24 protein-coding genes are annotated in these 21,281 nt (G+C 38.6%); 9 read left to right on the forward strand and 15 right to left on the reverse strand.

The window, feature by feature from the left end:
- Positions 1 to 5 precede the first annotated feature (5 nt).
- The 4 genes from OQ267_RS20930 to OQ267_RS20945 all read right to left on the reverse strand — a co-directional run bounded on the left by OQ267_RS20930 (position 6) and on the right by OQ267_RS20945 (position 2,609).
- Positions 6 to 221, reverse strand: a complete 216-nt coding sequence (locus OQ267_RS20930; protein ID WP_088302708.1) for a hypothetical protein — start codon at positions 219 to 221, stop codon at positions 6 to 8.
- Positions 222 to 359: 138 nt separating this feature from the next.
- The gene (locus OQ267_RS20935) at positions 360 to 1,010 is read right to left on the reverse strand and encodes a response regulator transcription factor (RefSeq protein ID WP_088302710.1); all 651 of its coding nucleotides are present in this window, start codon (positions 1,008 to 1,010) and stop codon (positions 360 to 362) included.
- Between the two features lie 56 nt (positions 1,011 to 1,066).
- Positions 1,067 to 2,164 (reverse strand): PAS domain-containing sensor histidine kinase, encoded by a 1,098-nt coding sequence (locus tag OQ267_RS20940; protein WP_265837913.1) that lies wholly within the window; start codon positions 2,162 to 2,164, stop codon positions 1,067 to 1,069.
- Between the two features lie 67 nt (positions 2,165 to 2,231).
- On the reverse strand, positions 2,232 to 2,609 hold the full coding sequence (locus OQ267_RS20945) for a response regulator transcription factor (RefSeq protein WP_088302712.1): 378 nt from the start codon (positions 2,607 to 2,609) through the stop codon (positions 2,232 to 2,234).
- 342 nt (positions 2,610 to 2,951) lie between these two features.
- Here OQ267_RS20945 and OQ267_RS20950 point away from each other — a divergent pair, with 342 nt between their 5' ends.
- On the forward strand, positions 2,952 to 3,299 hold the full coding sequence (locus OQ267_RS20950) for a hypothetical protein (protein WP_265837914.1): 348 nt from the start codon (positions 2,952 to 2,954) through the stop codon (positions 3,297 to 3,299).
- Between the two features lie 166 nt (positions 3,300 to 3,465).
- Positions 3,466 to 3,636, forward strand: coding sequence for a hypothetical protein (locus OQ267_RS20955; RefSeq protein ID WP_265817843.1), 171 nt, complete (start codon positions 3,466 to 3,468; stop codon positions 3,634 to 3,636).
- A 19-nt stretch (positions 3,637 to 3,655) separates the two neighbouring features.
- Here the strand turns inward: OQ267_RS20955 and OQ267_RS20960 are convergent, their stop codons facing one another.
- On the reverse strand, positions 3,656 to 4,171 hold the full coding sequence (locus OQ267_RS20960; RefSeq protein WP_265837916.1) for a DinB family protein: 516 nt from the start codon (positions 4,169 to 4,171) through the stop codon (positions 3,656 to 3,658).
- A gap of 213 nt (positions 4,172 to 4,384) precedes the next feature.
- On the opposite strand from OQ267_RS20960, the gene OQ267_RS20965 reads away from it, so the two are divergent.
- Positions 4,385 to 5,203, forward strand: coding sequence for a hypothetical protein (locus OQ267_RS20965; protein ID WP_265837918.1), 819 nt, complete (start codon positions 4,385 to 4,387; stop codon positions 5,201 to 5,203).
- Between the two features lie 66 nt (positions 5,204 to 5,269).
- Here OQ267_RS20965 and OQ267_RS20970 read toward each other — a convergent pair whose 3' ends face one another.
- The 3 genes from OQ267_RS20970 to OQ267_RS20980 all read right to left on the reverse strand — a co-directional run bounded on the left by OQ267_RS20970 (position 5,270) and on the right by OQ267_RS20980 (position 7,952).
- A complete protein-coding gene (locus OQ267_RS20970; protein WP_088302720.1) occupies positions 5,270 to 6,346 on the reverse strand; it encodes a calcium:proton antiporter in 1,077 nt (358 codons plus the stop codon).
- Positions 6,347 to 6,695: 349 nt separating this feature from the next.
- Positions 6,696 to 7,397, reverse strand: a complete 702-nt coding sequence (locus OQ267_RS20975) for a DUF421 domain-containing protein (protein WP_172406569.1) — start codon at positions 7,395 to 7,397, stop codon at positions 6,696 to 6,698.
- Positions 7,398 to 7,457: 60 nt separating this feature from the next.
- Complete coding sequence (locus OQ267_RS20980) at positions 7,458 to 7,952, reverse strand: hypothetical protein (protein WP_265837920.1); 495 nt, start codon at positions 7,950 to 7,952, stop codon at positions 7,458 to 7,460.
- Between the two features lie 245 nt (positions 7,953 to 8,197).
- On the opposite strand from OQ267_RS20980, the gene OQ267_RS20985 reads away from it, so the two are divergent.
- On the forward strand, positions 8,198 to 8,692 hold the full coding sequence (locus OQ267_RS20985; protein WP_265837921.1) for a hypothetical protein: 495 nt from the start codon (positions 8,198 to 8,200) through the stop codon (positions 8,690 to 8,692).
- A 164-nt stretch (positions 8,693 to 8,856) separates the two neighbouring features.
- Here OQ267_RS20985 and OQ267_RS20990 read toward each other — a convergent pair whose 3' ends face one another.
- Together OQ267_RS20990 and OQ267_RS20995 are read right to left on the reverse strand one after the other, a co-directional pair.
- Positions 8,857 to 9,249, reverse strand: a complete 393-nt coding sequence (locus OQ267_RS20990) for a response regulator transcription factor (RefSeq protein ID WP_036677030.1) — start codon at positions 9,247 to 9,249, stop codon at positions 8,857 to 8,859.
- A 39-nt stretch (positions 9,250 to 9,288) separates the two neighbouring features.
- Positions 9,289 to 10,053, reverse strand: a complete 765-nt coding sequence (locus OQ267_RS20995; protein ID WP_088302726.1) for a DeoR/GlpR family DNA-binding transcription regulator — start codon at positions 10,051 to 10,053, stop codon at positions 9,289 to 9,291.
- A 159-nt stretch (positions 10,054 to 10,212) separates the two neighbouring features.
- Here OQ267_RS20995 and OQ267_RS21000 point away from each other — a divergent pair, with 159 nt between their 5' ends.
- The 5 genes from OQ267_RS21000 (at position 10,213) to OQ267_RS21020 (ending at position 16,330) form a co-directional block, all read left to right on the forward strand.
- Positions 10,213 to 11,799: a glycerol-3-phosphate dehydrogenase/oxidase gene (locus OQ267_RS21000; RefSeq protein ID WP_265837922.1), complete on the forward strand. Its 1,587-nt coding sequence runs from the start codon at positions 10,213 to 10,215 to the stop codon at positions 11,797 to 11,799.
- 25 nt (positions 11,800 to 11,824) lie between these two features.
- Positions 11,825 to 13,315, forward strand: a complete 1,491-nt coding sequence (glpK, locus tag OQ267_RS21005; RefSeq protein ID WP_265837924.1) for a glycerol kinase GlpK — start codon at positions 11,825 to 11,827, stop codon at positions 13,313 to 13,315.
- A gap of 34 nt (positions 13,316 to 13,349) precedes the next feature.
- Positions 13,350 to 14,081 carry an MIP/aquaporin family protein gene (locus OQ267_RS21010; RefSeq protein WP_265817837.1) on the forward strand — a complete coding sequence of 244 codons (732 nt, stop codon included), beginning with the start codon at positions 13,350 to 13,352 and terminating at the stop codon, positions 14,079 to 14,081.
- A gap of 129 nt (positions 14,082 to 14,210) precedes the next feature.
- Positions 14,211 to 14,894, forward strand: a complete 684-nt coding sequence (locus tag OQ267_RS21015; RefSeq protein WP_265817836.1) for a 3'-5' exonuclease — start codon at positions 14,211 to 14,213, stop codon at positions 14,892 to 14,894.
- Positions 14,879 to 16,330, forward strand: coding sequence for a DUF294 nucleotidyltransferase-like domain-containing protein (locus OQ267_RS21020; protein WP_265837926.1), 1,452 nt, complete (start codon positions 14,879 to 14,881; stop codon positions 16,328 to 16,330). Before OQ267_RS21015 ends, OQ267_RS21020 begins: the two co-directional genes overlap by 16 nt.
- A 282-nt stretch (positions 16,331 to 16,612) precedes the next feature.
- Here the strand turns inward: OQ267_RS21020 and rplT are convergent, their stop codons facing one another.
- The 5 genes from rplT to OQ267_RS21045 all read right to left on the reverse strand — a co-directional run bounded on the left by rplT (position 16,613) and on the right by OQ267_RS21045 (position 21,118).
- Complete coding sequence (rplT, locus tag OQ267_RS21025) at positions 16,613 to 16,957, reverse strand: 50S ribosomal protein L20 (protein WP_029285460.1); 345 nt, start codon at positions 16,955 to 16,957, stop codon at positions 16,613 to 16,615.
- A gap of 75 nt (positions 16,958 to 17,032) precedes the next feature.
- A complete protein-coding gene (gene rpmI, locus OQ267_RS21030; RefSeq protein ID WP_010600880.1) occupies positions 17,033 to 17,233 on the reverse strand; it encodes a 50S ribosomal protein L35 in 201 nt (66 codons plus the stop codon).
- Between the two features lie 29 nt (positions 17,234 to 17,262).
- Positions 17,263 to 17,832: a translation initiation factor IF-3 gene (gene infC / locus OQ267_RS21035; RefSeq protein ID WP_088302733.1), complete on the reverse strand. Its 570-nt coding sequence runs from the start codon at positions 17,830 to 17,832 to the stop codon at positions 17,263 to 17,265.
- Positions 17,833 to 17,850: 18 nt separating this feature from the next.
- On the reverse strand, positions 17,851 to 19,776 hold the full coding sequence (gene thrS, locus OQ267_RS21040; RefSeq protein ID WP_088302734.1) for a threonine--tRNA ligase: 1,926 nt from the start codon (positions 19,774 to 19,776) through the stop codon (positions 17,851 to 17,853).
- Positions 19,777 to 20,227: 451 nt separating this feature from the next.
- Complete coding sequence (locus tag OQ267_RS21045; protein WP_265817834.1) at positions 20,228 to 21,118, reverse strand: hypothetical protein; 891 nt, start codon at positions 21,116 to 21,118, stop codon at positions 20,228 to 20,230.
- Positions 21,119 to 21,281 lie beyond the last annotated feature (163 nt).

Here is a 21,281-nt window from a genome sequence, read left to right on the forward strand (position 1 = left end):
TGGCATTAAACCAAAACAATTTTTTCTATCGTATGATCATCCTCACAGCGGATAAAAAGAACCCTGGGTTGATTTAAATTTCTGAAGCGACTTTTCAGCTTGGCAATAAAGCTTTTTGAGTTAGTTTCCTTCACCAAAGTAATGGCAATCGCATCAGAATTACCTCTTACCGCTATAATTTCTGTGGAATAAATCTCTTTAAGCTCACGAGTAAAATCCATACAAAAGAAACCAACATTTTAAATTAAAGTTTGATTCAGGGTATTAATTTTATAAAAGCAAAAAAAATCCTGAAAAAATGACAGGATTTTTCAGGAGAATTATACTTGTAAAGTATGGTGAATAGTTGCTAACCTAAATTAACTTACATAACCATTTAATACCGCATAGCGGATTAATGCAGCTGAATTTTTAGCCCCTGTTCGGTCAATTAAAGCCTGCCTGATGCCTTCAACCGTTCTTCTGCTTAAAAATACTTGTTCAGCGATTTCCTGATTCGTCATTCCATTGGCAATTAAAGCTAAAACCAATTGCTCCCGCTCCGACAGTGCAAGTCTGGGCATACCTTTTTCAGGCATATTGGTGAGTTGGTGATTGAAACGTTCCAGTACACCAATACTTAGTTCGGAGGATAAATAACGTTTTCCATTCATCACCTGGCGTAAAGCAAATAGCAATTCTGTTTCATCCACATCTTTGGAGAGGTAGGCTCGGGCACCTGCGACAAAAGATTTCGCCGCATATTTTTCATCTTCAAGGATAGAAAGCATTACTACCTGAATCTGTGTATTGATGAGATAAATTTCTGAGATCATTTGAATCCCATCCATATCCGGCATTGATACGTCTGTCAGTACGATATCAGCCTTTGTTCCATTTTTTAAAAGTTCTAAAAGTGCATGTGCGCCATCTACTGCAGCCACAACCTCTAAATCAGTATGTTGCTTTAACAACGCCTGTAAAGATCTGCGAACAATCTGATGGTCTTCTACTAAGATAATTCTGATCATATAATTTATTTAAAATAGCCTGGTCATTTACCAGACCGATAACATTTACCTAAATGTTATTTTGGAAGCATGATATAAAAGGTTGTTCCTTTATTTATTTCGGTATCAAACCAGATTTTCCCACCATGTAAATCAACAATAGCTTTAATGATTCCCATACCTAGTCCGTGCGATTCTTCTCCACTTAAACCACGTTTAAGGCCCTGTTCTCCCCTGTCAAAAAGCGTTGACCTCAGCTCAACAGGAATACCACATCCATTATCCGCAACAGATATCAGTACGGTCTCCTCCATTTCCTGTGCGGTAAGGGTAATTTCGCCCTGATCTGCCGTAAACTTAATGGCATTGGAAATCAGGTTATTTAACACCTGAAGAAATTTCATGCTGTCCATGCGGATGTAAATGCGGTCGGCCTTACAGTTAAATGAAAAGTTCTTTTTTTCTTTCAATCTTGATCGTCTGTAAAAACGAATCAGATCCCGGAATTCCCATACCAGGTCAGTCCGTTCTTTTTTAATTTCTACCTCTGATGATTTCAGGAATTCTTTATTGATCAGGCTTCTGACCATCTTCATATTCCTTTCACACATTTCAATAATAAAAGATAAGCCCTCCGATAAATATGTTTCATCTTTATCTTCAATGCCATTAACCATTGAAGAAGCGGCAAGTTTCATCATCCCAAAGGGCTCCTTCAGGTCATGAGAAAGCACTTCAAGCGCAATATTTTTCCGGTTATTGATCATTTCAATAAGGATTTTATTTTGTCTGTCGACAGTGATATCTTCCACTATGCCGCATAAGGTTGTATGTTGAACACCGCTTATTTGGCTAATGCTCATTTTTAAGTACTTTACATCTTCATTTTCCAGCATCAGCCGGAATTCATACTTTCTGAAAATAGATTCCGCCGAAATTTCCTGAAAACAATAGCCAACCAGAACCTGATCATCGGGATGTACCCGATCAAATAAGACAGTTGGTGATTTTGATATATCTTCAGGCTTTAAACCCCATATGGATGCCAGTGCTGTGTTGAAGTATAAAAATTTACAATCAATAATATCATAAACAAAATATCCATCAGTGGATTTTTCTCCCAGTTGATAAAAAAGATCTTGTTGCATTACATTACTATTTTGTTGATAAATCATAAGCTATTGATTAAGTAGACAGGCATAACCCAAACAATAGGTTTGACAAAATGTTTACCAAAGCAGGTCAGATATCCAGGCTTTTCTGTAATAATTTTTCAACCATGCTTTCCAGGTAGGAAATATCAAAAGGTTTTGTGATCAGAAGATCATGTCCGCAGTCCAGACTTTCTTCATTTATAATTGCTGCTGACAGCAGGATTATGGGGACGTTAGACAGTGCCGGCATTTGCTTAAGTTTCCGGCAGATCACTCTCCCATCCTCAGCTCCCAGCATAATGTCGAGCATGATGAGGTCTGGTTTGAACTTCTCAAGTAAATTTTCGATATCGCTGATATCAGCAATGGTTTCAATTTTATAATTTTCCTGATCAAAAATAAATGGAATCATCTCACGGATGTTTTCATCATCATCAATAAGCAATAATTGTTTCCAGAGTCGCATAATTTAAAAGCTCAAATCTATATATAAATCAGAATTGGCGTACAAGTATATCTACGTGAATTTACCGCAACTATCATCATTACATTTCATTAGGGGCAGTTGTTAAACAGAAATTTAGATTCAATATGTAGATACCAGGTCCGTATATGAAATTTTATTGCTTCAATTCTATAAAACAGTGCCTTTAAATACTTGGTCAGGATTAAGCACAAATAATGATTTGGGCCAAATAAAGCTGCAAGTTTTTGATTTTCAGACAATAGCCAATATCAGTAAAATCATTTTGAAAATGTTCAAAAATAAAATTCAATTATATAAGATAAGCCCACTACATTTGCCGGAATGTTGTCACAATACCAAATCTTATATTTTTTTGAAGGCGAAGGATTAGTTATCATGGAACTTAAACGACTGGATATGCATGAGGGTGCAGATTTAGCTGAAATTTTCCATTGGCTTTATCTCGAAAAACAATCTCAGTCGTTAATTAAGTTATGGTTCAGGTCTATGGATTCATCAGCAGACATTGAGGAAAGATTTTTTGAGCAGGGCTATCTGAAATTCAATGCCAGGGAAGCTACCTTTATTGAAAAATATAATTCAGCGCAGCATAAATTGATCAATAACCCAGTTGACTCGGTAAGAGAAGAAATTCACATTATTATCAAAAATTACCTGAAGCAACCTTAATATTCTCTTTTTTTTCTTCTGGAGTCCGCTTATTAAGTCAAACCAGCCCTTTACCCATTTCTTCCGCCAATATCAAACAAATAACAACTTTATTTCCAGACATTTTTGGTTTTTAAGTGATAATTTCTTATATTGACGACATTAATCACCCTTAAATCAGATTGTTATGAAAAATATAGCCATTTTCATTCTTGCTTGTCTGATATCTACAGGCTCAGTCTTTTTTTCTAAAACAATAGCTGCGCCCGAGTTGGGAATATCTACTATATTACTGGTATGGGGTATGGCGAGCTGGTATTTTATCAACCGCCAAAATTCAACTATTGAAGATGAATAATACGTTGAAATTAATCCACTCAAACTCCGTTATTTCTCACCACTGCCACGGTAACCATTAACTGTCCTAAATGGCGCATGGTATGTTCAGCGGCATGAAAGAGCAATCCAATAACGGTAGAAGGTAAACCGGCTCTACCAACTCCCCTATATGCGGTTAAAGTTGATTCCGATGTTTCTGTCAATTGTTTCAATGCCTGATTCACCTGAAGATTAAAACGCTCCACCAACATCAGCGTAGAAAGTTTCCCTGTGCTGTCATGCCCTTCTGCATTTAAATGCCGGAACTGTTCATCAGAAAGACCTTCTGCCCTGGCATAGGTAAATACCCGATCCAGCACGCCGCTTAAGTGTTGCAAATGAAATCCGGCTGAAGCCATTCCCGCAGGACGAACCCAGAGAAGCTCATCCGGAAATTGATTCAGATATTCGTTTAGTTCTTCCCTGGCCTGCAGCAAAGCATGGGCTACAGGCTGTAGTAACGGAGGAATTTCTGGTATTGGTCCTCTTTGCCAAACTTCTGTTTTCTGTGTCATATTAATGCTTTTGCATTTAAAGTTAAGCTTAATTTATAATTCAGGTTAAAAGCTGTAGAATAATCTTAAAACTTTAATGGTTTTCAGCCGTTTAATGGTGCAGATATTCATTGGCAACTAAAAACTTTTGCAGCACAAGTCTTTTTGCACAGAAGAATGACCATTGTGTTGATATAATTTTTATAATTTTAAAGCCTAATACCATAAAGCCGCATGTCCGTCCGTTCACTTTCAGTCAATCACTTTTCTCAATATCAGGAAACACTTTCAGCACTACCTGATGCAAAGGAACGCTATTCTTTCATTAAAGAACTTTATCAGCGTTTAACCATAAATGAAGAAGAGTTGGAAGCACTGCAATTTGAGGCCGCACTTACCGAAATTCAGGAGCAACATGATCTTCAGAAAGATGCTTTTAGAAATGACCACCAGGTATTGAAAAGCATTAGGAAAGCTATTGACGACCGGATTTTAGCCGTAGAACAAAAGCTCTATCTTGGCCTGCCGGATGACCTGGCTGAAATGGATCGTTTAATAGCAGAGCAGGAAGCTATTGTTGCAGACCAGGAACAGCTCAATGAAAATGAACTTGCACTTTTAGAAAAGATGAGTCAGAGCGATATCAGCTATGGAAAAAAACTGGCCGCTCTTGATCAGTCCAAAACCAATCGCGAAGTGCCCTTAAAATCAAAACTCGAAAGGCAACTTGCACAGGTAGCAGAAGCGGAGAAACAAACTGCATTTCGTACCGGTATAATTTCAATGGTAATAATTTTGCTGATTCCGATTATCCTTGATTACTTTGCCTATCTGCTTGGATTAAACGGAAAAACCGATACCAGACTCATCTTTACGCACTATGTCTTCCTCATTTCTTTAATCCTTATTGAATTCTTTTATGCACAACGCATTAAGATCCTGGTTGCTGCGTTTCTTGCTAAAAAACAAGGTGATTTATTTTTAAATGAGATTTCAGCTTCGCTGGAAAGTATTGAAAAGAGCAAACGAAAACTGACTATTAACCGCAATTAAATCACAACCGGCAATCATTCATGAATATGCCTTCTGGTCTGAAGCGAAAACAAAACCTCAACTGCTCTAAGGCACTACGGTATAAAACAGATAGGAAGCAAATATTACAAGCAATACCACTCCCTGCTGTACGTTTGTTTTACCGGTAGCCAACGAGAACATAATGGTAATCATAGATAGCAGCAGCAATACAGTAGAACTCATATCAATACCTAAAGTAATCGGCATCCCAAAAGCAATAGACACTGCTGCAACTGCCGGAATGGTTAAACCGATGCTGGCCAAAGCAGATCCAAGTGCAAGGTTCAGGCTGGTTTGAAGCCTGTCTGCTTTTACAGCCCGGTAAGCGGCCAGGCCTTCAGGCAGTAAAACAATAGCCGCAATAATTACGCCTACAACAGACTGTGGTGCACCCAAGGCCAATACCATCACTTCAATATCATTAGAAAGAAACTTGGCCAACAGCACTACCGTTACCAAACTGATAATTAATAAGGCTAGACTGCTAAAGGTGGTTGCAATATTGGGTGAATGTTCATGTTCTTCTTCAGAAGCCGGATCTTTTGGTAAAAAGTAATCTCTGTGGCGTACCGTTTGCATAAAAATAAAACCACCGTATAAAACCAGTGATACTATAGAAACAAATATTAACTGACTGGTGGTATATTCTCCAAGCGCACCGCTAATGGTATAATTTGGTAAAATAAGGGTAAGTACCAGGATGGATGCCAGCGTAATCAATGCTGCATTTACACCCTGTAGTTTATAGATCTGTTCTTTAAACTTAATTCCTCCGCGCAGCAAACAGATACCAACAATAGCGGTTAAAATAATCATGACGGCTGCAAAAACAGTATCCCTTGCCAGTGCTCGGGTGGCATCACCTCCGGCAAGCATTAAGGAAACGATCAGTCCAACTTCAATGGTAGTAATGGCCAGGGCAAGGATAATGGTTCCAAAAGGTTCACCAACCCGGTGTGCAATTACTTCCGCATGATGTACCGAAGCCAGAATACTTCCCACCAGCAAACCTGCCAGGATAATCCTGAACCAGCCACCTAGTTCAACTCCAGTTAAAAAATAAGATAAAATACCTAGTATAGGTATAATGATAGTCCACTTGGGTAGATTTATATATTTCATAATTAAAATTGAGTTGCTTAACTAACAAAAAACTATATGTAGAGTTTTAATAAATCCGAATCAATAGGCATCAGCCGGCCCTGAAAACAATTGCATTTATCAGAAAACACTGGTATATTTATCAGATCAATCGAAATAATAAATTCAGAATATCACAAAAACTAATTTTTAAATTATGCTATTTTATGCGGTTCCTTTATATTTTCTGGTTTTCATTGGCTGGCTGATTTACGCCGGGTTGATCAAAAGAAACCTGAAGCAAAATTTACCTTTGGTATATTTTGGGGGTGTTTTCAGTGTAATCTGGGTGGTGATTACAATTATATCCTTTACATAATCAGTTCGGGCATTATGTATATCGCACAGTATTAATTGCAGGTACCCATTCCTTTTTACCACAACGTTCGCAAATATGTGCTGTTGCTATTTTTACCACTTTGGCGCAATGTGTACAGGCATAATGGCCATCCTTAAAAATATTTTCAGTTTTTTGATGATAGGGTTTTGGGAAGATAGGCAAGCCGTAATCAATCTGTTCATCGGGATAAAACAAGAAGCTCACCTGCCCGTTGGTTTCCAGTACCGCTGCCCTGACCTGGCCAAGATGCTCAATATTCTGAACCCTCATTTCTGCAAAAAATTCATCCTTGGCAAAGTTGGCATCACCGTCTTTTTTCATGGTAAATAAGCCATCTTCCACAATATACATCGGGTCTCCTTCCAGGATCATTTCAATTTTCTGGCTTTTAGCCGTGAGATAAGTAATCAGCCTGTACAGCAGCAGAATAACGATAAAAACCAGCAAAGATGGTAAAATAGCAGATTCCGAACTAACCATAGGGTCGCCTGCAGCAGAACCCAGCGCAATAATGATGGCAACTTCAAAAATACTAAGCTGGCGAACGCCCTTTTTTCCTGATGACCTCAGAAACACCAATACAAAAGTAAACATGATTAATGTACGGATCCCAATTTCCAGTGCCAATGAAAAATCAAGGTCCCTTAACCAAAAATTCTTCCAATCAATTTCGAGCAAAATATTTATTCCCATTGGAATACAACAGCTTTTAGCAGGATTTGTTGCTGCTCTTCCTGAATGATGGGCAATATATCAGCCAAGTTGCTGATCCCAGCCAGTCTTGTTTTTTTGCCTGACCGTTGGTTTTGCCTGTACGGTAAAATCGTCTGAGAAATCATGGTTAAAGACCTGAAAAGTCACAGACCACTCATCTTTTAATAGTCCGGATACAAACTTTGAAAATATCCCTTCAAAGCTTCTAAAGCTGATATCTGCCTTACAAACCACCAAATATTCCCGGTCAGATTTGATAATTACTTTATGAATCAGATTTCCCCATCTGGAGGTTAAAGCCAAAGGCAGGTGATTGAAATTTTGCTGATCAATAAAAGCAGCTAATTCCCTTAAAAATGAAGGTGAAAAATCTGTTCCACTCACCTGATGCCATGTTCCTTCTGATTTTTCCATGCTGCCCAGCAACTCCCCTTCCAGCAATAAACGCCATGGATCTTCAGGAGAAAACTGAATCATCTGATAAATGAGTAGTTCATCATTGGCCTTTCTTGAAAAAAACTCCAGTTCAATCATAATTTAAATATCAATCCCAATAGTTTTCAAATATAACAATAAATACTAAAAATAATAGCAATCAGTTTCTGCAATTATAAGCTAAACAAAAGCAGGCGATACGTTTTGATAGATAAGTTGTCCATATAATCTTTTAATTTTAGCTAATTTGCTTTAAGGAGCTATTCTCATATATCTGTTACAATCATAATCTTGGCACAGCATTTGAAATTTAATTAAAACACACAAATTAAATTTAGATTATTATGAAAAAGCTATTCATCATCTCCGCGATTGCAGGAATTGTTGCTTTAACATCCGGTCAATCTAATGCTCAGGTAAGTTTAAATGTAAATATTGGCACACAACCTGCATGGGTTCCTGCTGGTTACCAAAATGTAAACTATTATTATTTACCGGAAGTAAACTCCTATTATTATGTACCACAACGGCAGTTTGTATACCTGAATGGAAACAGGTGGACCAGATCAAGAAGCTTGCCTGCCAGATACAGGGGTTATGATTTGCGCCAGGGAAGAAAGGTTGTGGTATATGGAAATCAGCCTTACCGAAGCTATTATACACACCGGGTGAAGTATGCAAACGGACCAAGAGTTTACCGATCAGCCTACGGAGGCGGTCCACGTTTAGGTCATGCCGGACCAGGAAGAGGTCGACACCATTTTTTTAAGGGAGATAGAAGACACCATAATGGTCACGGACCTCACGGCGGACCAAGAGGGCGACATGGAAGACATTAATTAATTCATTAAGGAAATAATTGGCCGGAAGAGATTATCTTTCGGCTTTTTGATATACAGTAAAGTTTTTCATCTTCAATTCAGAATAGCAATCAATAATAAAGGCTGGAATTTCTTCCAGCCTTTATATTTTGCAAATGTTATTAATTAACCTACTAAAGTAATTAAGCTTTTGCAGGGCTATTTTCTTTACTGATTTTTAACTGTGCGTTAATGCGGTCTAAAACATCATAAATATCAAAAGGCTTACTGATGTAATCATTGGCAAAGGCTGCAATTGCTTTTTGTTCGCTGTTATTTTGTGCAGACATTACAATAATGGGAATGTGTTTGGTAAACATATCTGTTTTTAAATCTTCACATATCTCTGCACCATTTCCATCAGGCAACATCACATCCAGCAAAAACAAGTCTGGCATAGCATCCTGAATATTTTTTTTCAATTCTGCGAAAGAAGATGATAACTGCAATTCAAAGCCCTCTTCTTTTAAAAGAATTTCTATTACATTTCTGATTTCCTGATCGTCTTCTAAAATGTGTATTCGTTTAGTTTCCATATTCAAATTATATTGTTTTGGTTCTTGTATAAAATAAATTTATACGATAGTTACAGTAACACCTAAGCCTTCTAAATGTTTTACAATTTGTTCAGAAATTCCTTTATCGGTAATGATATGATCAATTTCTTCCAGCCCGCATATTTTCCCAAAGCCTCTTTTTCCAAATTTGGTAGAATCAGCAAGTACGATTGTTTTTTGAGCGGCATTAATCATTTTTCTATTCAGGTGGGCTTCCATCGCATTGGTAGTGGTTAAACCGAAATCCAGGTCAATTCCGTCAACCCCTAAAAAAAGTTTGTTAAAATAAAAATCCTGCAGCACCTGTTCTGCGTAGGCACCCATTACCGAAGAAGAACTTTTTCTTAAAATTCCGCCAAGCTGGATCACTTCTATATTGGGTTCGCGCATTAATTCCAAAGCAACATTAAGTGCTGATGTTACCACGGTTAAATGGGTTGATGGTGTAATGTTTTTAGCAAAATAATAAACCGTGGTGCCTGAAGCGATGACAATAGAATCATTTTCATTCAACAATGCAGCGGCGGCCATACCGATTTTATTTTTTTCTGTAGATTGGATTTTCTCTTTCTCATTTACCGGCCGATCAATGGTATAAGGATTATTAACAGTGGCACCACCATGGGTTCTGAAAAGTAAGCTCTTATCTTCCAGGAGTTTTAAGTCCTTTCTTATCGTCACAGAAGACACTTTCAACTCCTTACATAAATCCACAACATTGATATATTGATCCTTTTGTAAGCGACTTAAAATAAACTGGTGCCTCTCCGCCAAATTCATCATAAACTTTTTTAGTTAAGTATTTCGCAAAATAGCAAATAAAAATCTCTATAAAATTGATTTGTGGAAATATTTAATATTTTTTTAATACAATTCGTATATGATTTCGAATTTGATTATCTATACTTGCGTATTGTTTCGTTTTAAAATTAGTGAAACCAAATGAAAACAGCATCGGATTATATTTTACCAGCCCATTCCGAATGGGACATCATCATCATAGGTGGTGGTGCCACTGGCTTGGGTACCGCACTGGATGCTGTTACCCGTGGCTTAAAAACATTGCTGGTAGAACAATCAGATTTTGCTAAAGGTACTTCGAGCCGTAGCACCAAACTGGTTCATGGAGGTGTTCGATACCTGGCACAAGGTGACATTGGTTTAGTGAAACGCGCATTAAAAGAACGTGGTTTATTACGGCAGAATGCCAATCACCTGGTGCATCATGAAGAATTTATTATTCCCTGCTACAGTTGGTTTTCGGTAATTAAATACTTGACGGGCTTAACCCTTTATGATTGGCTGGCTGGCAAATTTTCTTTTGGTAAATCCAGGTTCTTTTCAACAAAAGAAACCCTGCAACGAATGCCTGGGATTAAATCTAAAGGATTGAAAGGCAGTATCAGCTATTATGATGGCAAGTTTGATGATGCCCGTCTGGCGATTAACATTGCTCAAACTGCTGTAGAACAAGGTGCCACACTTTGTAATTATACCAAAGTAACCAACCTTATTAAAAATGAAAGTGGTGCAGTAACAGGTATTGAAATGCTGCACATACTTAATGGCAACACCGCAAAAGCAAAAGGAAAAGTAGTGATTAATGCCACAGGAGTATTTGTAGATGATATTCTGGCGATGAATGACCCAACCTCTAAAAAATTGGTCAGGCCGAGTCAGGGTGTGCATATCGTGCTGCACAAAGCATTTCTCCAAAGCCATGCGGCCTTAATGATTCCAAAAACGTCAGACGGCAGGGTACTTTTTGCTGTGCCCTGGCATGACCACCTTTTGGTAGGCACAACCGATACACCTTTAAATGAACACGCTTTAGAACCCAGGGCTTTAAAAGAAGAAGTTGATTTTATTTTAAATACCGCCGGTGATTATTTCCAAAAAGTGCCAAATGAACAGGACATTTTAAGTGTGTTTTCAGGTTTACGTCCATTGGCCGCACCAGCCAGTGGCGATGAAAACAATACAAAAGAAATCAGCAGAGACCATAAACTTATTGTATCAGCCAAAGGCCTGATTACCATTACGGGCGGTAAATGGACAACTTATAGAAGCATGGCAGAGGAAACCGTTGATCTAGCCATCAGTCATGCACAACTCAAAGCAACTACCTGCAAAACCCAAAACCTGAATATTCATGGTTGCAGTGCATTTAATGGAAACCATTATCTTGATCTTTATGGATCAGACCGTGAAAAGATTGAAAAGCTTGCTGCTGAACTTCCTGAATTTAACCAAAAGCTTCACCCTGATTTTCCGGACAGCGAAATTCAGGTAATCTGGGCAGCCAGGTATGAAATGGCCAAAACAGTTGAAGATGTGCTGAGCAGAAGATTGCGCATCTTATTTATTGATGCCAGGGCAGCAAAAATGATGGCACCGAAAGTAGCAGCCATTCTTGCCGCTGAGTTCAGTCAGGATGAATCCTGGCAAATTGAACAGGTTAAAGACTTTAACCTGCTGGCCGATGGCTATATTTATGGGCATCAAAACAGTGAACAACTTCCAAATTAAGTTAAACGTATCTAACCAAAACATAATGAGCAAGTATATCTTATCCCTTGATCAGGGAACCACAAGTTCAAGAGCGATTGTTTTTAACCACAATGGAGAAATCGTAGCCATTGCGCAGAAGGAATTTACACAGGTTTATCCGCAGGCTGGCTGGGTAGAGCACGATCCCTTGGAAATCTGGTCTACACAATTAACTGTTGCTACTGAAGCCATTATAAAGGCTGGATTATCAGTTTCAGATATTAATGCTATAGGTATTACCAATCAAAGAGAAACTACTGTGGTATGGGATAAGGAAACAGGACAGCCCGTGTACAATGCTATTGTTTGGCAAGACAGGCGAACTTCAGCATATTGTGATGAAATTAAGGAGCAGGAATTCTCCGGTAAAATACAACAGAAGACAGGTTTAGTGATTGATGCTTACTTTTCTGCTACCAAAGCCAAATGGATTCTGGATCATGTGGAGGGTGCGAGGGAAAAAGCAGATGCAGGTAAACTGGCCTTCGGAACTGTGGACACCTGGCTGATCTGGAAACTTACTGCCGGAAAAACCTTTGTTACTGATGTTACCAATGCTTCACGCACCATGTTGTATAACATTCATACGCTGAACTGGGATGATGAGCTTACGGATTTTTTTGGCATCCCGAAGAGTATGTTGCCTGAAGTCAAATCATCAAGTGAGGTATATGGCGAAACTGCCGGCAAAATCCTGGCGGCTAAAATACCAATTGCCGGAATTGCCGGAGATCAGCAATCTGCTCTTTTCGGGCAGATGTGTACGGAAGTCGGAATGGTTAAGAACACCTATGGTACGGGCTGTTTCATGTTAATGAACATTGGTGATACACCTAAAATATCTGCCAATAATTTACTAACTACTATCGCCTGGAAAATAAATGGCCAGGTAAATTATGCCTTGGAAGGAAGTATTTTTATAGGAGGTGCGGTGGTACAATGGTTAAGAGATGAGCTTGGACTGATTTCCAAATCAGCAGATATAGAAACGCTGGCCAAACAGGAAAAAGACACCAATGGGGTGTATATTGTTCCTGCTTTTGCCGGTTTAGGTGCACCACATTGGGATCAGCATGCCCGGGGAACCATTACCGGTTTAACAAGAGGTACCAACAAAGCACATATTGCCAGGGCGGCACTTGAAAGTATTGCTTACCAAACCATGGATGTGTTAAAAGCCATGGAGGCCGACGCCGGTATAGAAATCACTGAACTTCGCGTTGATGGCGGTGCAACCAGTAACGACCTGCTGATGCAGTTTCAGGCCGATTTATTAAAAAGTACAGTGGTCAGGCCTGAAATCACTGAAGTGACTGCCCTGGGGGCTGCCTACCTGGCCGGACTGGCAACAGGTTACTGGGATAGCATTGAACAAATCAGGTCGCAATGGAAGATCGATAAAACATTTAAGGCACAAGAAGGAATAGATAATACATCACGAATTAAAGGCTGGAACAGAGCCATAAAAGCTGCGAGGATCGGTACCGCAGATTAAATCAACATATAAAATAAGATCAATCAATCAGCTTATGACAGAATTTGTCGCAGAATTAATTGGAACAGCCCTGCTTATTCTTTTAGGAAACGGCGTAGTGGCAAACGTAGTGCTTAATGGTACAAAAGGCCATAACAGTGGCTGGATGGTGATCACCACCGCATGGGCCCTGGCTGTTTTTGTAGGTGTGGTAATTGCTGCACCCTACAGTGGTGCTCACCTGAATCCTGCAGTGACTATTGCCCTGGCCATTGCCCAGAAATTTGATTGGATTAAAGTTCCTTATTATATCCTGGCTCAATTGTGCGGGGCGATGATCGGCTCATTCCTGGTGTGGATTATGTATAAAGATCATTTTGATGCGACTGCAGATCAAAGTTTAAAAGCAGCCCCATTCGCTACCTCACCAGCGATTAGAAATCTTACATCCAATCTCTTATCTGAAATTATTGGCACTTTTGTACTCATTTTTGTAATTTTCTATTTTACTAATGCTGAAATGGGAATTGACAAAACGCCTATCGGTTTAGGCTCATTAGGTGCTATACCAGTAGCCTTTTTAGTTTGGGTAATTGGTTTAGGACTTGGTGGCACAACTGGCTATGCCATTAATCCGGTGAGGGATCTGGGTCCCAGAATTATTCATGCACTCATTCCAATGAAGGGAAAAGGAAGCAGTGACTGGTCTTACGCCTGGGTGCCGATTCTTGGTCCGGTAATAGGTGCAACACTCGCTGCCTTGCTTTACATGGCCTTATTGAAGTAAGAGCGTTATTAAAGTGTTTATTGGCTGATCAAATTAATTAGGTTATCGATCAGCATAATCAAATTTTATTACCTTTGGTACAAGATGCAGTTTTCATTGAATTGCTTCGACTAACCTAAATATCACCAGTTGCACAATTATTTCCTTTTTATAGATACAGAAACATCCGGCCTGCCCAAAAACTGGCGGGCTCCCTATTCCAAGGAGAATAACTGGCCGCACATTCTGCAAATGGCATGGATTATTTTTGATCAGCATTTCGTTGAAATCAAACGTGCAAACCATTATATCGAAAACTCGGGCTTTATCATTGATAAATCCGCACAAAAAATTCATCACATAACAAATGATTTTTTAAAACTTCATGGCGAGCCGATTCAACCCATAATGCAATCTTTCTGTGCGGATATGAAAAAATTTAATCCTTTAGTTATCGGGCATTTCGTCGAACTGGATTTTCATATGGTTAATGTTGAACTCAATCGTTTAGGTATAGAAAGTATTTTTAGTCTGTCAACGTTCTATTGCACCATGAAAACAAGTGCTGATTATGTGACCAATACCGTGATCAGCCACCTTAAACTTGATAAATTCTATACCATTCTGTTTAATGAAGAGCCTGATGAAACACATAATGCGCTTACTGATGCTTTAAATACTTCAAAAATTTTCTTTCATTTACTGAGAGATCAAAAAATAAGCATATCTTCCATTTACAATCAGGAACAAACCTTTATAAAAGTGTCGGAGGAAGAAGAACGCTCATTGTTTAGACGTATTTTACAAAAAATATTTCCATGGATAATAAGTTAGCAGATAAAATCTATACTTCAAGAATTGGTGATATTACGTTTAAGAAAATCGTGAGCTGTTCTCCGGATACGCCGGTTTTTGAAGCGGCGATTAAAATGGCTGAACACAAAACCAGTTGCCTGTTTATTGAGGATGATTCAGGCCAGTTTAAAGGCTTTGTAACGGACATCATTCTTCGTGATGAAGTTATTGCCAAACGTATTGACCCCCAAATAGCCATCAGTAAAGTGATGGATCCAGATATAGTAACCATTACACCTCAGGCATTTGTATATGAAGCAATCCTGATGATGTTTGGGAAAAAATCAAGGTATCTATTGGTGAATGACAATGGCAATTATGTTGGTTTCCTGAGTCGTAACAGGCTTTTGAGCGAGCAGGCAGAATCGCCGCTGGTATTTATCCAATCAGTTAAATCAGCTGTAAATACTGCTGATTTAAAATCTAAATGGCAAAAAGTACCACATATTGTGGCGCAGCTTTTAGATAGAGGTGTTCATGCAAAAATCGTGAATGAAGTGGTTACCACCATTGCCGATACGATCTCGCTTAAAATAATAGAAGAGGTAATTGATAAACTCGGACAGCCCCCGGCAAAATTTGTGTTTATGGTTCTGGGCAGCGAGGGCCGAAAGGAACTGAGTTTAAAAACTGATCAGGACAATGCCATTTTGTACGAAGATACGCCAGAAGATCAAAGACCGGCAGTTCGCTCCTACTTTCTTGATTTTGCCACACAGGTGTCAGACAAATTGAACCATGTGGGCTTTGTTTACTGTGATGGCGATTATATGGCCACCAATCCAAACTGGACACATTCACTGGAACACTGGAAATACAATTACAAAAACTGGATTGAAGAAGCCCTTCCTGAAACCGCCGTTAAGTTTGCCGCTTTTTTTGACTGCAGGGCCATTTATGGTGATTTATCTTTAATGACCAGTCTGCGGTCTTTTGTAGATGAGGAACTTCAGAAACCTATAGAAAAATTTTATGTATATCTGGCCAAAAATGCATTATTATATGAGCCGCCGCTCACTTACTTTAGAAACATCCGGACACAAAAAATTGCCAAGCGTGAAGTTTTTGATATTAAAACCGCAATGACGCCAATTGTGGATCTGGCAAGGGTATATGCTTTACAAAACAGAATTTTTCAGAAAGAGAATACTGGCGAGCGTTTAAAAGCATTAAGAGAATTAACTGTTTTTAGTGAAAAGCAATACAGTGAGCTTTCGCATGCTTATTATTATTTAATGGCACTGCGCCTAAAACATCAGGCCAGTCTCATCATTAATGATCAGGCTATCCCAAATAATTTTATTGATATTGATTCACTGACAAAAATTGAAAAGGTAACTTTAATTGAAATCTTTAAAATTATTCAGGATTTCCAAAGCGGGATCAGAATGAAGTTTACGAATAGCTTAAGCTAAAGAGATTGGTTAATTGATCATTGATTGAGTGGTGCACGTATATTTCAAAGCTCAATTGAATCGAGGCCTATTCTATAAATAATTATCTTCAGGTAATTTGATTTGATGCAAGGCGTTAACTGCAGATCAACATGATTTCGCAGGTTATTGCTACTTGCTTCCTTGTGAATCTCCAAAATCTGCGGGATAATATTTTGATAGTTAAGGATTCGTATAAAACAAAAATGTTCCGATTTTCACCGGAACATTTTTAAAATATGATTGTCGCCTAAGCGAGAATTTCTATTTTACTGCATCAATTACAGCTTTGAAAGCTTCTGGGTGATTCATTGCTAAATCAGCCAATACTTTACGGTTTAAACCGATTTCTTTTGAAGCCAGTTTACCAATTAATTGAGAGTAAGAAATACCGTGCTGACGAGCACCTGCATTAATACGTTGGATCCATAATCCGCGGAATTCTCTTTTCTTAACTTTACGGTCACGGTATGCATATTGCAAACCTTTTTCTACCGTGTTTTTAGCAACTGTAAAAACTTTACTTCTTGCGCCCCAATAGCCTTTGGCCATATTAAGGACTTTTTTCCGTCTTCTTCTCGAAGCTACTGCGTTTACCGAACGTGGCATGTTGTTGTTGTTTTTTGGTAAGCGGCGTTCCTTTTTCTCGGAAACTTAAGGCCTGATACCTGGTGAATTAATAAATTACTTTCCGATGCAAAGCATACGTTTAACATTACCTGAATCTGCATCTGTTACAATTCCTGCATTTCCAAGCGCACGTTTACGTTTAGTACTCATCTTGGTTAAGATGTGACTTTTGTATGCTTTGTTTCTTTTGATTTTACCTGTTCCAGTAAGCGAAAAACGCTTTTTAGCACTGGAATTGGTTTTCATTTTTGGCATAACCTGTTTTTTAATTTATAAACCTATTTTTATTTTTTTGCTACTTTAGGCGCAACGGTCAAGAACATTCTCTTACCTTCCAATTTAGGCAATAATTCTACTTTACCCACATCTTCCAAAGCCTGGGCAAATTTTAAAAGTAAAATTTCACCCTGCTCCTTGTACACAATTGCCCTACCTTTAAAATGCACATAAGCCCGAACTTTTTCACCGTTCTCTAAAAAGCTTATTGCATGTTTCAATTTAAACTGGAAATCGTGATCATTTGTATTCGGACCAAAACGAATTTCCTTAATTACAGTTTGTTTAGCATTGGATTTAATTTCTTTCTGCTTTTTCTTTTGTTCGTAAACAAACTTACTGTAATCAATAATTCTACAAACTGGTGGTACAGCATTTGGAGAAATTTCTACCAAATCCAATTCCAGATCATCAGCAAGCGCCAAAGCTTTTGCCAAAGGATAAATCCCAGGTTCAACATTATCGCCAGCCAAACGCACTTCAGGCGATTTAATGTACTGATTAATGTTATGCTCTGCTTCTTTTTTCTTAAAAGGCGGACGTGGTCCCCTGTTAAATCCTGGTCTTCCTAATGCCAAACGTGTAACTATTTTAATTTAAACTGTTATTTCTTTTTTTAATAAAGTGTTGAACTCCTCCAACGTCATTTCCCCTAAATCTCCTTCACCATGTTTACGTACTGAAACTTTTCCATCAGCCATTTCTTTATCGCCAATAATAAGCATATAAGGGATCTTTTTAACTTCGGCATCACGGATTTTACGTCCGATTTTCTCATCTCGAAAGTCAATCAGCCCGCGAATATCGGAATTATTTAATTCATCTAAAACTTTTTTTGCATATTCTTCATATTTTTCTGAAATCGGAAGAATAATAAATTGCTCCGGACTTAGCCAAAGAGGGAAATTTCCGGCACAATGCTCAATCAAAACTGCGATGAATCTTTCCAATGAACCAAATGGCGCACGGTGAATCATTACCGGTCTGTGTTTTTGGTTATCGCTACCGGTATATTCCAGTTCAAAACGCTCTGGTAAATTATAATCTACCTGAATAGTCCCTAACTGCCATTTCCTACCCAAAGCATCTTTCACCATGAAATCCAGCTTAGGTCCGTAAAAGGCCGCTTCGCCATATTCCACCACAGTATTCAAACCTTTCTCGGCAGCAGCCTCGATAATGGATTCCTCTGCAAGTTTCCAATTCTCATCATTACCAATATACTTCGATCTATTATCCGGATCACGAAGAGATACCTGGGCAATATAATTATCAAAACCCAGCGATTTAAATACATAAAGTACTAAATCGATCACTTTTTTAAATTCTTCTTTTACCTGATCAGGGCGGCAAAATAAATGCGCGTCATCCTGAGTAAAACCTCTTACACGGGTTAAGCCATGTAACTCACCACTTTGTTCGTAACGATATACCGTACCAAATTCTGCAAAACGAACAGGTAGATCCTTGTATGATCTTGGCTTAAATTTGTACATTTCACAGTGGTGCGGACAATTCATCGGCTTTAATAAAAACTCCTCTCCTTCTTGCGGCGTTTTTATTGGCTGAAAACTATCCTTACCATATTTCTCGTAATGTCCGGAAGTGATATATAAATTCTTATTCCCTATATGTGGTGTAACTACTTGCTCATAACCGTGTTTTGCCTGCGCTTTTGTTAAAAACTGTACCAAGCGTTCTCTTAATGCAGTTCCTTTTGGCAACCACATTGGTAAGCCCATCCCTACCTTTTCTGAAAACATAAAGAGTTCTAACTCTTTTCCCAGTTTACGATGATCACGTTTTTTAGCTTCTTCAATCATGGCTAAATATTCGGTCAGCTCGCTTGCTTTAGGAAAAGTTACACCATAAATACGGGTTAACTGTTTTTTAGTTTCATCACCGCGCCAGTAAGCACCGGCGACGTTCATCAGTTTTACGGCTTTAACGAAACCGGTATTGGGAATATGCGGACCACGGCATAAATCAGTAAACTGGCCCTGAGAATAGAAAGTAATTTTTCCATCTTCCAAACCCTCAATCAAATCCAGTTTATATTCGTCGCCTTTTTCGGTAAAATATTTGATTGCATCTGCTTTGCTTACACTTTCACGGGTGAAAGTTTCCTTTTGCTTAGCCAGTTCGATCATTTTAGTTTCGATGGCCTTGAAATCATCAGAAGAAAACTCCTTGTCGCCGAAATCTACATCGTAATAAAAACCAGTTTCAATGGCCGGACCAATACCGAATTTTGTTCCCGGATAAATTGCTTCTAAAGCCTCAGCCATTAAGTGGGCTGATGAATGCCAGAAAGTCGATTTACCGGCAGTATCATTCCAGGTTAGCAATTTTACTGAAGAATCAGCTTCAATTGGGCGTGTGGCATCCCAAACTTCGCCATTAACCTCGGCAGCTAAAACATTACGGGCTAAACCCTCAGAAATGGATAGTGCAATTTGATGGGCAGATGTGCCCTGTTCATACTGACGAACGGAGCCGTCAGGTAAAGTAATATTAATCATCTACAACTATGATTTGTTCCTTATTCAGTATTAAAATTTCGGAACGGTTTAAAAATATGGTGAATTCTAAATCACATACAAAGTGATTTTTATTGCTGCGAAGATAAGAAAATTTATCTCACCGTTATTTGAGACGGCGAAATATTTTGAGAAATTTGAGGGTGGTTGATTACGGTAGACATATCCTGAATCAAGTTCAGGAAGATGCTCGTGGACTACGCTGAAGTGCAGGAATGATTCGGCAGGAAACATGCCGGGAAAATTGCGCTTCATGCCTTAATATTTCAAATAAAATCCAGATTTGAATCGAGTTTAGGAGGACGCCCAAGGGAGGAGTACATGAGAACGGACGAAATAATTACTTCTAAAACTTCTTAGAAATTAACCCTTTTTAAAGATAAAAGCCTTTCAAAATAAATCTGAAAGGCCTCTATAATACATTTTTCCAATTTTAATTCCCTGGAACAACAATTCGCTGAACACCACCACGTGGCCTGTTTTGCCTGAAACGCTTCATCATATTGTCCATTTTAACTTTATATTCCGCTTCAGTAATTAACCTTGCTTTCTTTGGAGGTGTAACATCTTTAGTGCTTACGCCCCTATATTCAATACTTTTGGCAATGGTTGAACTACCTCTTCCTTCAATAGCCAAAACTGTACCTTCTGTCCACATTTTAGGATTTGGAGAAAAATTAAATCCAAGATCATTCGTATACCAGAGATGTGTTTCTTCAGTTACGTCTTTATCCATATCCAGAATTTTAACTGATCTGGTTGATTTGACAATGACCTCTTTACAATCAAACCCAATGATTTTTTTTGTAGCACCCGTTTTTAAAACTTCTATTTTTGGAGCTGCAACCGGTTTAGGTTTTGAAGTATCACCAGGTGCTCCGCCCATTCTAAATGAGCTAATCGAACCAGAAGCAGACAGTTCCAATTTACTTGGCATATAATAGGTGGTATCATTTAAATCAAAAACTTCAGTAAGCTTTTGATCTGCAAAATTATAATAGTATTCCCGGTTGCCGCCACCTCCACCGAAACGCATCATCATTCTGCCCATTCCGCCGCCGCCACCCGCACCATTGCTATCTTCCATATCTTCAACAGCCATGTAACTTGCCTGGGTGGCCGTAAACAACAATTCGAAATTGCTCTTACTGGCCGAAGGCATTCTAGCTTTCATCTGATCCGGAATCTGCATGCCACTTGCTGCTGCCATAGCTGCCGGATCAATGGTGGTTTCAAACTGAATGGCACCCGAAGTTTTCTTTTGTGCATCTGCAACGGATAAAAGGCAAGTAATCCCTATCAGTGCTAAAAATATTTTTTTCATTTTTTGAATGTGTTTTTTTAATCATTAAGAGGCAAATAAATCTGATTTTTTCAGGCTTATAATTGCTGCTTCTTAATTACTTTTGGATACAACCGGATCAAAAAGGTTTAATGACCTTTGTTTTGTTTGGCGTTTGGCGTTTGGCGTTTGGCGTTTGGCGTTT

Source organism: Pedobacter sp. MR22-3, from assembly GCF_026240075.1.
Classification (GTDB): Bacteria; Bacteroidota; Bacteroidia; order Sphingobacteriales; family Sphingobacteriaceae; genus Pedobacter.

Coding starts and splice junctions, on each gene's coding strand:
- OQ267_RS20930 (WP_088302708.1), bottom strand. CDS start 221: ATGGATTTTACTCGTGAGCTTAAAGAGATTTATTCCACAGAAATTATA.
- OQ267_RS20935 (WP_088302710.1), bottom strand. CDS start 1,010: ATGATCAGAATTATCTTAGTAGAAGACCATCAGATTGTTCGCAGATCT.
- OQ267_RS20940 (WP_265837913.1), bottom strand. CDS start 2,164: ATGATTTATCAACAAAATAGTAATGTAATGCAACAAGATCTTTTTTAT.
- OQ267_RS20945 (WP_088302712.1), bottom strand. CDS start 2,609: ATGCGACTCTGGAAACAATTATTGCTTATTGATGATGATGAAAACATC.
- OQ267_RS20950 (WP_265837914.1), top strand. CDS start 2,952: ATGTTGTCACAATACCAAATCTTATATTTTTTTGAAGGCGAAGGATTA.
- OQ267_RS20955 (WP_265817843.1), top strand. CDS start 3,466: ATGAAAAATATAGCCATTTTCATTCTTGCTTGTCTGATATCTACAGGC.
- OQ267_RS20960 (WP_265837916.1), bottom strand. CDS start 4,171: ATGACACAGAAAACAGAAGTTTGGCAAAGAGGACCAATACCAGAAATT.
- OQ267_RS20965 (WP_265837918.1), top strand. CDS start 4,385: ATGTCCGTCCGTTCACTTTCAGTCAATCACTTTTCTCAATATCAGGAA.
- OQ267_RS20970 (WP_088302720.1), bottom strand. CDS start 6,346: ATGAAATATATAAATCTACCCAAGTGGACTATCATTATACCTATACTA.
- OQ267_RS20975 (WP_172406569.1), bottom strand. CDS start 7,397: ATGGGAATAAATATTTTGCTCGAAATTGATTGGAAGAATTTTTGGTTA.
- OQ267_RS20980 (WP_265837920.1), bottom strand. CDS start 7,952: ATGATTGAACTGGAGTTTTTTTCAAGAAAGGCCAATGATGAACTACTC.
- OQ267_RS20985 (WP_265837921.1), top strand. CDS start 8,198: ATGAAAAAGCTATTCATCATCTCCGCGATTGCAGGAATTGTTGCTTTA.
- OQ267_RS20990 (WP_036677030.1), bottom strand. CDS start 9,249: ATGGAAACTAAACGAATACACATTTTAGAAGACGATCAGGAAATCAGA.
- OQ267_RS20995 (WP_088302726.1), bottom strand. CDS start 10,053: ATGATGAATTTGGCGGAGAGGCACCAGTTTATTTTAAGTCGCTTACAA.
- OQ267_RS21000 (WP_265837922.1), top strand. CDS start 10,213: ATGAAAACAGCATCGGATTATATTTTACCAGCCCATTCCGAATGGGAC.
- glpK (WP_265837924.1), top strand. CDS start 11,825: ATGAGCAAGTATATCTTATCCCTTGATCAGGGAACCACAAGTTCAAGA.
- OQ267_RS21010 (WP_265817837.1), top strand. CDS start 13,350: ATGACAGAATTTGTCGCAGAATTAATTGGAACAGCCCTGCTTATTCTT.
- OQ267_RS21020 (WP_265837926.1), top strand. CDS start 14,879: ATGGATAATAAGTTAGCAGATAAAATCTATACTTCAAGAATTGGTGAT.
- rplT (WP_029285460.1), bottom strand. CDS start 16,957: ATGCCACGTTCGGTAAACGCAGTAGCTTCGAGAAGAAGACGGAAAAAA.
- rpmI (WP_010600880.1), bottom strand. CDS start 17,233: ATGCCAAAAATGAAAACCAATTCCAGTGCTAAAAAGCGTTTTTCGCTT.
- thrS (WP_088302734.1), bottom strand. CDS start 19,776: ATGATTAATATTACTTTACCTGACGGCTCCGTTCGTCAGTATGAACAG.
- OQ267_RS21045 (WP_265817834.1), bottom strand. CDS start 21,118: ATGAAAAAAATATTTTTAGCACTGATAGGGATTACTTGCCTTTTATCC.